Origin of the sequence: Mycetocola sp. BIGb0189, from assembly GCF_024810155.1 — a bacterium.
Lineage (GTDB): Bacteria > Actinomycetota > Actinomycetes > Actinomycetales > Microbacteriaceae > Mycetocola > Mycetocola lacteus.
In genome coordinates, this window is record NZ_JANUED010000002.1 from 331,062 (window position 1) to 342,641 (window position 11,580).

General features: G+C 66.5%; 11 protein-coding genes and 1 tRNA gene. 8 read left to right on the forward strand and 4 right to left on the reverse strand.

Annotated elements, in window-relative coordinates:
* Nucleotides 1–85: 85 nt before the first annotated feature.
* Nucleotides 86–161 (forward strand) — tRNA-Lys (locus tag M2390_RS03895).
* A 60-nt stretch (nucleotides 162–221) separates the two neighbouring features.
* Here the strand turns inward: M2390_RS03895 and M2390_RS03900 are convergent.
* Complete coding sequence (locus M2390_RS03900; RefSeq protein WP_259177169.1) at nucleotides 222–1,136, reverse strand: NAD(P)-dependent oxidoreductase; 915 nt, start codon at nucleotides 1,134–1,136, stop codon at nucleotides 222–224.
* A 96-nt stretch (nucleotides 1,137–1,232) separates the two neighbouring features.
* Between M2390_RS03900 and M2390_RS03905 the strand changes: the two genes are divergently transcribed.
* From M2390_RS03905 to M2390_RS03920, 4 genes are all read left to right on the forward strand, one after another.
* Nucleotides 1,233–2,291 (forward strand): D-2-hydroxyacid dehydrogenase, encoded by a 1,059-nt coding sequence (locus tag M2390_RS03905; protein WP_259177170.1) that lies wholly within the window; start codon nucleotides 1,233–1,235, stop codon nucleotides 2,289–2,291.
* A gap of 48 nt (nucleotides 2,292–2,339) precedes the next feature.
* Nucleotides 2,340–3,131, forward strand: a complete 792-nt coding sequence (locus M2390_RS03910; protein ID WP_259177171.1) for an IclR family transcriptional regulator — start codon at nucleotides 2,340–2,342, stop codon at nucleotides 3,129–3,131.
* Nucleotides 3,132–3,289: 158 nt separating this feature from the next.
* Nucleotides 3,290–4,681, forward strand: coding sequence for an MFS transporter (locus M2390_RS03915; protein WP_121686967.1), 1,392 nt, complete (start codon nucleotides 3,290–3,292; stop codon nucleotides 4,679–4,681).
* A complete protein-coding gene (locus M2390_RS03920) occupies nucleotides 4,681–5,448 on the forward strand; it encodes a fumarylacetoacetate hydrolase family protein (protein ID WP_259177172.1) in 768 nt (255 codons plus the stop codon). Before M2390_RS03915 ends, M2390_RS03920 begins: the two co-directional genes overlap by 1 nt.
* Nucleotides 5,449–5,628: 180 nt before the next feature.
* On the opposite strand, the gene M2390_RS03925 is transcribed toward M2390_RS03920, so the two are convergent.
* The 3 genes from M2390_RS03925 to M2390_RS03935 form a co-directional block, all read right to left on the reverse strand.
* Nucleotides 5,629–6,222 (reverse strand): helix-turn-helix domain-containing protein, encoded by a 594-nt coding sequence (locus M2390_RS03925; RefSeq protein ID WP_030148604.1) that lies wholly within the window; start codon nucleotides 6,220–6,222, stop codon nucleotides 5,629–5,631.
* Between the two features lie 87 nt (nucleotides 6,223–6,309).
* Nucleotides 6,310–6,495 carry a hypothetical protein gene (locus tag M2390_RS03930; protein WP_030148605.1) on the reverse strand — a complete coding sequence of 62 codons (186 nt, stop codon included), beginning with the start codon at nucleotides 6,493–6,495 and terminating at the stop codon, nucleotides 6,310–6,312.
* An 86-nt stretch (nucleotides 6,496–6,581) separates the two neighbouring features.
* Nucleotides 6,582–7,382, reverse strand: a complete 801-nt coding sequence (locus M2390_RS03935; protein WP_259177174.1) for a sugar phosphate isomerase/epimerase — start codon at nucleotides 7,380–7,382, stop codon at nucleotides 6,582–6,584.
* A gap of 91 nt (nucleotides 7,383–7,473) precedes the next feature.
* Between M2390_RS03935 and otsA the strand changes: the two genes are divergently transcribed.
* Genes otsA through ilvD form a run of 3 tightly spaced genes read left to right on the forward strand, consistent with a single transcriptional unit; the run spans nucleotide 7,474 to nucleotide 11,556 of the window.
* Nucleotides 7,474–8,991, forward strand: a complete 1,518-nt coding sequence (gene otsA / locus M2390_RS03940; protein WP_259177176.1) for an alpha,alpha-trehalose-phosphate synthase (UDP-forming) — start codon at nucleotides 7,474–7,476, stop codon at nucleotides 8,989–8,991.
* A complete protein-coding gene (gene otsB, locus M2390_RS03945; protein ID WP_259177177.1) occupies nucleotides 8,988–9,845 on the forward strand; it encodes a trehalose-phosphatase in 858 nt (285 codons plus the stop codon). Before otsA ends, otsB begins: the two co-directional genes overlap by 4 nt.
* Before the next feature lie 16 nt (nucleotides 9,846–9,861).
* On the forward strand, nucleotides 9,862–11,556 hold the full coding sequence (gene ilvD, locus M2390_RS03950) for a dihydroxy-acid dehydratase (RefSeq protein WP_187977860.1): 1,695 nt from the start codon (nucleotides 9,862–9,864) through the stop codon (nucleotides 11,554–11,556).
* Nucleotides 11,557–11,580 lie beyond the last annotated feature (24 nt).

Genomic DNA, 11,580 nt, shown 5'->3' on the forward strand with positions numbered 1-11,580 from the left:
GCCGGGTGGTGCGCCACGCGGGTGTCGATTTTTTCTCGCTGCCTTCTCTGGGTACAGTGGAGGTATCACGTCGGTTACGGCGTGGGCACCTCTAGCTCAATCGGCAGAGCAACTGACTCTTAATCAGTGGGTTCTCGGTTCAAGTCCGAGGGGGTGCACCAAGAAAGTCCCGGCGGGTTTCCCGCCGGGACTTTTGGTTTGTGGGCGCCGGCCGAACGAACCTAATCGAGTGGGTCGATCTCGGCGAAGCGGTGCACCACCGCCAGGTCCTCGTCCCCGAGGCCCGCGTCCACCAGGTCCGTGAAGACCCCCAGGTTGGTGCGCAGCTGGCGGGCGGCGGTGCCGGTGGCGTCGGCCTCGGCCACCGCGGCGGTGAGGTCTTTGACCATAAACGCGGCGATCCCGGTCGGGGTGTAGTCCCGGGTGATGATCCGCTCAGCCTTGGTCTCCAGCACCCGCGAACCCGCATACCCGCCCTGGAGCAGGGGGAGGAGCGCGGCCACGTCGATGCCCGCCCGCTCGGCGACCACGGCCGCCTCGGCCACCGCGGTCATCGTGGCGGCGACGATCATCTGGTTACAGGCCTTGGCCACCTGGCCCGAGCCCAGTGGCCCCAGGTGCAGGGGTGTCCCCATCGAGGACAGGATCGGCAGGACCCGCGCCACGTCTGCGGGATCGCCGCCGACCATGATCGAGAGGGTTCCCGCCTCGGCCCCCTCGGTGCCGCCGGAGACCGGAGCATCCACCACGCGCAGCAGGCCGCCGGTGTCGGCATCCAAGCGCTCGGCCAGGTCGCGCAGTCCGGCGGGGGAGACGGAGGAGCACACCACCAGGAGGGTCGGTGTCGTGATCCCCGCGAGCAGACCGTCGGGTCCCGCCAGCACCTGTTCCAGCTGTGCGAGATCCGGGAGCATCACGATCACGATCTCGGAATCGACTGCAAGCTCGCGCGGGGTATCGCGCGCGGTTGCGCCCGCCTGGACAAAGGGCACCAGTTTCTCGGGGCGACGGCCCTGAACAAAGACCACCACATCATCCGCCCCGCGGGAGAGCAGATTGTGGGTCATCGGCGCACCCATCGAGCCGAGTCCGATCACGCCAACACTGGTTTTGGGAACATCATTGATCACCATCATGCGGCCACTATATCGAACTCCGTTCAGAGAGTTGGCCTCCGGGGGTTAGGATGGGGGCAGACCCCGCTCATCGTCGAAAGGAAGGTCCGCGTCGTCATGACCGATTCCCCCACCCGCCTCCGCGTAGTTGTGGCCACCCCGCTGCCCGAGGAACTCGCCACCCTGATCACCGAGCGTGAGCCGCGAATCGACCTGGTGCGCGAGGCCGACCTGCTGCCCCCGATGCGCTTTGCCGCCGACTTTGCCGGCGACCCCTCCTTCACCCGTACCCCCGAACAGCAGGCCCGCTTCGAGGAGCTGCTGGACTCGGCCGATGTCCTCTACGGCATCCCCGATGTGAACCCCGCGGCCCTCGCCCGCAGCGTGGCCGCCAATCCCAAGCTGCGCTGGGTCCAGATCATGGCCGCCGGGGGTGGCGGGCAGGTCAAGGCCGCGGGACTCACCGAGGCCGACCTTGCCCGGGTGACCTTCACCACCTCCGCCGGCGTGCACGGCGGACCGCTGGCCGAGTTCGCCGTGTTTGGTGTCTTCGCCGGGGCCAAGACCCTGCCGCGCCTGCAGAAGCAGCAGGCCGAGCATGCGTGGACCGATCGCTGGGAGATGGGTCAGGTGTCGGAGCAGACGATTCTGGTGCTGGGCCTGGGCGGTATCGGTGCCGAGGTTGCGCGTAAGCTCGACGCCCTGGGCGCGCACGTCATCGGAACCAGCCGTCGTCCGGTGGACGTTCCCGGCGTCTCCGAGATCGTGCACCCCGACAACATCGCCGACGTGATCGGCCGCGCCGACTCGATCGTGGTGACCCTGCCCGGGACCGCCGCCACCGAGAAGATGCTCAGCGCCGACCTGCTCGCGCGGGTGAAGCCCGGCGTGACCGTGGTCAACGTCGGCCGCGGCACCGTGATCGACGAGGACGCCCTGACCGTGGCGCTGCAGGACGGTCGGGTGGGTTTTGCCGCCCTGGACGTCTTTGCCGCCGAGCCGCTGGATGCCTCCAGCGCCCTGTGGGATCTGCCCAACGTGCTGGTCAGCCCGCACACCGCCGCGCTGAACGCCGCCGAGGAGCGTCGCATCGCCGAGCTCTTTGTGGCTAACGCCACCGCGATTCTGGATGGGTCCACCCCCAAGAACGTGGTAGACACGGTTCAGTTCTACTAGAAACTCCCCGCGAGAACACAGCCCTCGATGAAAGCGAGCCCAGCGCGCATGACCGACGCACCCCGTACCGAGAAGACGGCCGCCCCCGCGGTGACCCGAGCCATCGCGATTCTTGATGTCTTGGCCTCCGCCCACGGGCAGCCGCTCGGGATTAGTGAGTTGGCCCGCGCGCTGGGCATCGCCAAGTCCTCAACCGCCAACCTGTGTGTGGCGTTGGAGGAGGGTGGGCTGATTCAGCGCGGCGACCTCGGTTACCGGCTGGGTCGGCGCACGGTGGAGCTGGGCGGTGCGTATCTGGCGAGCTTTGATCAGGTGCGCGAGTTCTACCGGGTGTGCTCCGAGTCGCCCGAGCTGAGCCATGAGCTGGTGCAGATCGCGGTGCTCGACGGGACCGATGTGCTCTACCTGGCCCGGCACGAGGGTCGCGCGCCGCTGCGGCTCACTGCCGGCATCGGTGACCGCTATCCGGCCGCGCTGACCGCCGTGGGCAACGCCCTGCTGGCGCGCCTGGACGACGAGGAGATCCGCGCGCGCTTTGCCGATCCGGAAACCCGTCCGCGGGTCACCGAGGCCTCAACCACGGACCTGGATGCGCTGATCGCGAAGATCAGACGTGCCCGTGAGGCGGGTTTCGGGCTCGATGAGGGGGAGATGTTCCCCACGGTTACCGGCGTCGCGGTGGTGATTCCGCCGCGCAATGCGGGGGATCAGCCGCTAGCGCTGGGTGCCTCGATGATGGGTTTGGCCCCCGAGGATGGTCGTCGCGAGCGCGTGACGCGTGCCCTGGGGACGGCCGCGGCCGCCCTGTCGAACCCGCTTCTGGTGGGGGACGTCGCCTAGTTCGTTCAATATGTTGAACTTCGTTCAGCATGCTGTTAGTGTGGGGGCGTGGGCACCGACGCCCACATCGAGGTAACCCTCGCGTCAAGGTAGACGGCCCCCACCCACGGTGAACCCGGGAAGTCTCCAGATGCGAGCCGTCCCGAAAGGTACAGACCGTGTCCACATCCCCCGCCGCAGAGGTCCGCGGATCCGACGATCCGGAATACGCCAACAACCTGCGCCGCGCCACCCTTGCTTCCAGTGTCGGAAGCGCGCTTGAGTACTACGACTTCGCCCTCTACGGGCTCGCCTCCGCGCTGATCTTCGGTCAGCTCTTCTTCCCCGCCCTCGGCACCGGAGCCGGCATCGCCGCCGGTTTCGCGACCTACGCGGTGGGATTCTTCGCCCGCCCCTTCGGCGGAATCTTCTTCGGTGTGCTGGGCGATAAGCTCGGCCGCAAGTGGGTCCTGATGGCCACCATCGGCCTGATGGGTGGTGCCTCGACCCTGATCGGTGTGCTGCCGACCGGCGAGCAGATCGGCATCTGGGCCCCCATTCTCCTGGTCTTCCTGCGGGTTCTGCAGGGCCTCGGTGCCGGAGCCGAACAGGCCGGTGCCACCACGCTGATGGCCGAGTACGCGCCGGTACGCCGCCGTGGATTCTTCTCCGCCCTGCCGTTTGTGGGCATCATGGTCGGCACCGTGCTGGCCTCGATCGTGTTCTACCTGCTGGGCCTCGTGGACCAGCAGATCGTGCACGACTGGCTGTGGCGTGTGCCGTTCCTGGCCTCGATCCTGCTGATCGCCGTCTCGGTGTTCATCCGGTACCGCCTGGCCGAGTCGCCCACCTTCGTCCAGCTGGAAAAGCAGGAGCAGGAGCAGCACTCGCCGCTCAAGGAGGTCTTCACCAAGTCCTTCGGTAGCGTCATTCGCGGCATCGGCCTGCGCATGGCCGAGAACGGTGGATCGGCGCTGTACCAGACCCTGGCGATCTCCTTCATCACCGTGTATGTGGGTGTGGAGAGCTGGGTTGGCCCGCTGGCCATCGCGATCGGTGCGACCCTCGGTGTGATCATCCTGCCGCTGGCCGGTGCGCTGAGCGACCGCTTCGGACGGATGCCCGTCTACCGCGCCGGTGTGATCATCCAGCTGGTGCTGGCGATCCCCGCCTGGTGGCTGATGTCTCAGGGCAACGTGAGCGTCATCATCCCGGTGCTCGCCCTGACCTACACCCTCTCCATCAACGTGATGCTGGGTGCCCAGTGTGCGACCCTGCCCGAGCTGTTTGGTAACCGCCACCGCTACGTGGGTGTGGCCGTCTCCCGCGAGTTCTCCGCGGTGCTCGCCGGCGGTATCGCCCCGCTGATCGGTGCCTCGCTGCTGACCGCGACCACCGGATCCTGGATCCCGCTGGCCGGCTACGTGCTGCTGCTCGGTGCGATCACCCTGTGGGCCACCTTTGTCACCCCGGAAACCCGCGGCCGCGACCTGACCCTGCACGGCGACGCCCTCTCGGACACCGCCGCCCAGATCGCCGAGCGCCCGCTGGCCACGGTCGGACGCTCCTAGTGCGCCGGGCCAGACTGCGCATCGGGGGCGGCACACCCGCCGCCCCCGGCCTCACCCAGATCGTCCCGGTCCGCGAGATCGACGGCGCCTGGTATGAGGTCGCCGATGAGTGGGCCGCGGTTTCGCCGCTGACCGGTCGCTACTGGCCGCTCGAGGGCGCGCTGCTCGCCGCACCGAGTGACCCCCGGGTCATCCTCGGCATGGCCCACAACGGTTCCGCCGCCGACCGGGCCATTCCCCGGCAGGCGTTCATGAAGTCCGCCAGGTCCGCGATCGGTTCGGGGGAGCCGATTCGGATCGTTCCCGGACACGGAAACGTGGTGGCCGAAGCCGAACTCGCCGTGGTCATCGGGGTGCACTGCCGCAACGTCAGCGCCCGGGATGCCGCCGAGGTCATCGCCGGCTATACGATCGGCAACGACGTGACCGCGACCGACCAGATCGCCCTCGACGAAAAGATGATCCAGTCCAAGAGCGGAGACGGTTTCACCCCGCTCGGCCCCTGGCTGGTGAGCGACCTGGACCCCGACTCGGTTCCGCTGGAACTCCTGGTCAACGGGGAGCTGCGCTGCCAGAGCGACACCGACCGGCTCGCCTGGAACATCGCCGAGCAGATCGAATACCTGAGCGAGTATATGACGCTCGGACCCGGGGATGTGATCCTCACCGGCTCGCCGGAGACCGCGTCCCCGATCAAGCCCGGGGATACGGTGCGGGCCGCGCTGGACGGCATCGGCATCCTCGAAAACCCGGTGATTGCTCTCTAGGCGCACCGATTATGCGGGGCCCTCACGACGTGTTCGTGAGGGCCTCGCTCACGGTGCGGGGCAGTTTTTCGAGGCCTGGACGGCATCGGCATCCTCGAAAACCCGGTGGTTGCCCTGTAAGAGGGCACCACCGGTACAACAAAACCCCCACGGGAAACCGTGGGGGTTTTGTGTTGGGTTCTATCCCGAAGTCGGATTGCCGTTCCAGGTGGCCGGGACCATGACCCACAACAGCTCGGCGCTCTCATCCCCGAGCACCTTCCAGGAGTGGGGTTCGCGCCCATCCAGGGTTAGCGAATCCCCGGCCCCCAGTTCCCAGACGGCGTCGGCAAAGCTCATCTCGATCCGTCCGCGCACCAGGTACACCAGGTCCAGCTCGGCGCTCACCGAGTACGGGGCTTCGCCGCTGTGGCCGCCGGGATCCACGATCGTGCGCACCACCTGGACACGCTTCTCGGTTCGCGGAGACACCAGGAGCTCCAGCATGCCCTCGCCACCCAGGGTGATCCGCGGGGCATCGGCGCCGCGCACCACGAGCTGCTCGGAGCGCTTAAAGAGGTCGCCCACGGCTACGTTCAAGACGTCACACAGCGCCACCAGGGTGCTCACGCTCGGTGAGGTCTGGTTGCGTTCCACCCGGGAGATGAATCCCTTGGAGAGACCGGTGGTTTCGGCCAGCTGCTCGATGGTCAGCAGCTGCGCCTGTCGTGCGGCACGCAGCCGATGCCCAATCGCGGTGCGGGTGGGGTCTGGAGAGACGGGAAGGGCGCGCATAAAACTCCCGAAGGCGAGTCGAAGTGTGGGCGTGCGTGTATTCCCGGTCAGTCTAGGTCAGAACCGGGGAACGGCGCAGGAAAAAATTTAGTCGCGTTCGATGCGCGGATTGTCTTCGGCAACGGTCCCGATCGCCAGCGCGAGCGAGATCAGCCAGCTGAACCACAGCAGGGCCAGGCGCCAGTTGCGCGGCCCGGAAGCGGTAGCCCGGATCAGGCCCACCGCACCAAACGCGGCGCTGATGACACCAATGTTCAGAAGATACTTACGCATGCGCCCTCATTTCGAACCGGAACCCTTCAACCCTAGCGTGCGACCGGGGCCAGGCGGGAATATACCCGCCGTGGAGACGCAGAAATCTATCGCGTGTGCAGACCCAGGTGGGTGCGGGCAAACCGCACGGTCTTGCGCAGCGCCTTGAGCCGTTCGGCGTCCGACTTGGCGCGACGGGTATTAATCTCGGCCACCACCGCCCCGTCCCAGTTTTTGGCCGCGAGATACTCCAGGGTTTCGGCCACCGGCTGGGTGCCCATGCCCGGGATCAGGTGTTCGTCAAAAATCTGGCCATCGTCCTGGGAACCCGAACCATCACACAGGTGGATATGACGAAGTCGATCGCCAAAGTGCTGCGCGAGTTCAAGCCCACTCTGGCCGGCCAGGGAGGCATGGGAGAAGTCCAGAGTGACGTTATCGCAGTCCCAATCACTGGGATCCCAACCGGGGGCGTAGGCGGCAACCGAGCGGCCCTTCGCCTTCCACGGGAACATGTTCTCCACCCCGATGTTGATTCCGGAGGTGGTTTCGATCCGACGTACGATCTCGAGGAAGTTCTCCGAGTAGTCCTTCTGCCAGCGAAACGGCGGGTGGACCACCACGGTGTCCGCCCCCACGGCGGCGGCCAGCTCGGCCGAACGCTCTAGTTTCACCTGCGGGTCGCGCCCCCACACGAACGTGGTGAGCAATAGTACCGGTGCGTGGATCGACAGGATCGGCAGGTGATACTTCTTACTCAGCTTCCGCAGTGCAACCGCATCACGGGTGGTTGCGGCATTGGTCACCATGACCTCAACGCCGTCAAAACCGGCCTCCCGTGCGAGCTGGAACGCCCGCTCGGTCTCGAGCGGGTATACGCAGGACGTGCTCATTCCGATCTGTATCATCGGGGCCAGCATAGACCCCACAGGTGAAAATGAGGTGAGATCTGCACATCTTCGACTGATAGCCTGTCTGGCAACCACGGGGAGTATAACGATGACATCAGGTACCAACCAGTCCGAAGCCCGCTTTGACTTTGTGGTGGTGGCCAACCGTTTGCCGGTAGACCGCTACACCACGGCCGAGGGCGAGCCGGGGTGGCGGACATCTCCGGGAGGGCTGGTTACCGCCCTCACCCCGGTGATGGAGCGCCTGGGTGGCGCATGGGTGGGATGGGCCGGTGCCGATACCGAGGGCATCTCGCCGTTCACCCACAACGGCACCCGAATCGTGCCGGTTCCACTCAGTGCCGAGGAGGTGGAGAGCTACTACGAGGGCTTTTCCAATGACACCCTCTGGCCGCTCTATCACGACGTGATCGCGCCGCCCACCTATCACCGCGAGTGGTGGGACTCCTATGTGAAGGTCAACCGGCGCTTCGCCGAGGCCGCCGCCGAAACCGCGAACGAGCGCGCCACCGTCTGGGTGCACGACTACCAGCTGCAGCTGGTGCCGGGTATGCTGCGTGAGCTGCGTCCCGACCTCACCATCGGTTTCTTCAATCACATTCCCTTCCCCGCCTACGGCCTGTTCTCGCAGCTGCCCTGGCGGACCCAGATCATCGAGGGCCTGCTCGGCGCCGACGTGATCGGTTTCCAGAGGGTCGCCGACGCCTCCAATTTCACCCGGGCGGTGCGTCGCCTGGTGGGTTATGAAACCAAGGGCACCAGCGTCTATGTGCCGCTGGAATCCGACTCCTCGCCCGGCCAGACCGGCGGCTATCGCCGCGGCGGCCCCACCCGTCATGTGCTTGCCAAGCACTTCCCGATCTCGATCGATTCGGCCAGCTTCGAGGCCCTGGCGCGCACCCCCGAGGTGCAGGCCCGCGCGGCCGAGATCCGCTCGGACCTGGGGGGCTCGGGCAAGATCCTGTTCGGTGTGGACCGGCTGGACTACACCAAGGGCATCCGTCACCGCCTGAAGGCGTACGGGGAGCTGCTGGCCGACGGACGGATCGACCCCGCCGACGTGACCCTCATCCAGGTCGCCAGCCCGAGCCGCGAGCGGGTGGAAACCTACCGCCAGCTGCGCGATGAGATCGAGCTCACGGTGGGCCGGATCAACGGCGACTTTGGTCAGATCGGGCACTCGGCCGTGCACTACCTGCACCACGGCTATCCGCGCGAGGAGATGGTGGCGCTCTACCTCGCCTCCGACGTCATGCTGGTCACCGCGCTGCGCGACGGCATGAACCTGGTGGCCAAGGAGTATGTGGCCACCCGGTTCGATCAGGACGGCGTGCTGGTGCTGAGCGAGTTTGCCGGGGCTTCGGATGACCTGACCCAGGCGCTGCTGATCAACCCGCACGACATCGAGGGTCTGAAAGACACCATCATGACCGCGATCAACATGCCTCAGCCCGAGCGCGCCAAGCGGATGAAGTCGATGCGGAAGAAGGTGCGTGAGAACGACGTGGAGCGCTGGTCCACCGCCTTCCTGGCCGAGTTGGAGCGTTCGGCCGCCGCCCGCCTGGATGAGGCGCGCGGGCACCGGGTCGGGGCGGAGCAGCAGTGACGGCGCCTGGCGACGGCGCATCGGCTTCACGTCTCCACGGTGCCGAGGTGAACCCGGCGGCGGACCTCGACCCCATCCTCGAGGCGGCCCTGAGCCGATTTGCCGAGAACCCCCGCATCCTGGTGGCCCTGGACTTCGATGGGACCCTGGCCCCGATCGTGGATGATCCGATGAGTGCCCGCGCGCTGCCCGAGGCCGCCGCGGCCATCGCCGAACTGCGCGGCCTCACGGACACCACCGTGGCCCTGGTTTCGGGGCGCGACCTGGCCTCGCTGGATGCTCTGTATCCGGACTCCGCGGGCATCCTCATCGTCGCCTCCCACGGCGGCGAGTACCGTCTGGGTGAGGACGCCGGACCCGAGCCCACCGAGGCCGAACGGGCACGGGTCGCGGCACTGGTGCAGGCACTTGAGCGTGGAGCCGCCGGGATCGCCGGGGCCTGGGTGGAACCCAAGCCGCTGGGGGCCGCGGTCCATACCCGCCTGGCCGAGCAGGTCTCGGTGCCGGCCCTGCACGGTGCCGTTCGCGCCTGGGTGCGGGCCAATGATCCCGAACTGAGTGAACGTACGGGAAAAGATGTGCTGGAATTTAGTATTTTGTCGGCCACCAAGGGCGACGGGATTGCACGTTTGCGCGCACATACCGGTGCCGATGCGGTGTTCTATGCCGGGGACGATGTGACCGATGAGGACGCCTTCGCGGCCCTTGAATCCGGGGATTTTGGACTCAAGTGTGGGCCGGGGGAGACGCGGGCCGAGCATCGGGTCGCGGGCCCGCGCGAGGTTGCGCTGGTACTTCGTGCGCTCGCCCGTGCACGTGCATCACGCGCATATGCCAAAACGGTCACGGATTAGGTCCTAGACTCTCTTTATGTCCGAGATTGACCTGAAGCCGCGAAGTCGCGCAGTAACCGATGGAATCGAAGCCACCACGTCCCGAGGCATGCTCCGTGCCGTCGGAATGGGAGACGCCGACTGGGACAAACCCCAGATTGGTATCGCATCCTCGTGGAACGAAATTACCCCGTGTAACCTCTCGCTTGACCGGCTTGCTCAGGGCGCCAAGGAAGGCGTCCACTCCGGTGGCGGATACCCGCTCCAGTTCGGCACCATCTCCGTCTCCGACGGTATCTCGATGGGCCACGAGGGCATGCACTTCTCGCTCGTCTCGCGCGAGGTTATCGCCGACTCGGTCGAGACCGTGGTCATGGCCGAGCGTCTGGACGGCACCGTCCTGCTGGCCGGCTGTGACAAGTCGCTGCCGGGCATGCTGATGGCCGCCGCCCGCCTCGACCTGGCCAGCGTGTTCCTCTACGCCGGATCGATCGCCCCGGGCTGGGTCAAGCTCTCCGACGGCACCGAGAAGGACGTCACCATCATTGACGCCTTCGAGGCCGTGGGTGCCTGCAAGGCCGGCACCATGAGCGAGGAAGACCTCAAGCGCATCGAGTGCGCGATCGCCCCGGGTGAGGGTGCCTGCGGTGGTATGTACACCGCCAACACCATGGCCTCCGTGGCCGAAGCCCTGGGCATGAGCCTCCCCGGCTCGGCCGCGCCGCCCTCGGCCGACCGTCGCCGCGACTACTTCGCCCACCGCTCGGGCGAGGCCGTGGTCAACATGCTGCGTCTGGGCATCACCGCTCGCGACATCCTGACCAAGAAGGCGTTCGAGAACGCCATCGCCGTGGCCATGGCCTTCGGTGGTTCGACCAACGTCGTGCTGCACCTGCTCGCCATCGCCCGCGAGGCCGAGGTCGACCTGACCCTGGACGACTTCAACCGCATCGGCGACAAGGTTCCCCACATCGGTGACCTCAAGCCCTTCGGTAAGTACGTCATGAACGACGTGGACCGCCACGGTGGTATCCCCGTCGTGATGAAGGCGCTGCTGGACGCCGGCCTGCTGCACGGTGACGCACTCACCGTGACCGGCAAGACCGTGGCCGAGAACCTCGCCGAGCTGAACCCCGACCCGCTGGACGGCGAGGTCATCCGCACCCTGGACAACCCCATCCACGCCACCGGTGGTCTGACCATCCTGCACGGTTCGTTTGCCCCCGAGGGTGCCGTGGTGAAGACCGCCGGCTTCGACGCCGAAATCTTCGAGGGACCCGCCCGGGTGTTCGAGCGCGAGCGAGGTGCCATGGACGCACTGACCGAGGGCAAGATCAACGCCGGAGACGTAGTGGTTATCCGCTATGAGGGGCCCAAGGGTGGACCGGGTATGCGCGAGATGTTGGCCATCACCGCGGCCATCAAGGGTGCGGGACTCGGAAAAGATGTACTACTATTAACGGACGGTCGATTCTCAGGCGGCACAACCGGACTGTGCATCGGCCACATAGCACCCGAAGCAGTGGACGCAGGTCCTATTGCATTCGTGCGCGATGGTGATCTCATTCGGGTCAATATCGCAGCTCGCTCTCTTGACCTACTTGTCGAGGAGTCCGAGCTGGCCGCCCGCCGTGAAGGCTGGGCACCGCTTCCTCCGCGCTATACCCGTGGCGTACTCGCAAAATACTCTAAGCTCGTTCGATCGGCCGCTGAAGGCGCGATCACCGGCTAATTTTGCGTCCCCAGTCAGATCATC

Coding starts and splice junctions, on each gene's coding strand:
- M2390_RS03900 (WP_259177169.1), bottom strand. CDS start 1,136: ATGATGGTGATCAATGATGTTCCCAAAACCAGTGTTGGCGTGATCGGA.
- M2390_RS03905 (WP_259177170.1), top strand. CDS start 1,233: ATGACCGATTCCCCCACCCGCCTCCGCGTAGTTGTGGCCACCCCGCTG.
- M2390_RS03925 (WP_030148604.1), bottom strand. CDS start 6,222: ATGCGCGCCCTTCCCGTCTCTCCAGACCCCACCCGCACCGCGATTGGG.
- M2390_RS03935 (WP_259177174.1), bottom strand. CDS start 7,382: ATGATACAGATCGGAATGAGCACGTCCTGCGTATACCCGCTCGAGACC.
- ilvD (WP_187977860.1), top strand. CDS start 9,862: ATGTCCGAGATTGACCTGAAGCCGCGAAGTCGCGCAGTAACCGATGGA.
- M2390_RS03910 (WP_259177171.1), top strand. CDS start 2,340: ATGACCGACGCACCCCGTACCGAGAAGACGGCCGCCCCCGCGGTGACC.
- M2390_RS03930 (WP_030148605.1), bottom strand. CDS start 6,495: ATGCGTAAGTATCTTCTGAACATTGGTGTCATCAGCGCCGCGTTTGGT.
- otsA (WP_259177176.1), top strand. CDS start 7,474: ATGACATCAGGTACCAACCAGTCCGAAGCCCGCTTTGACTTTGTGGTG.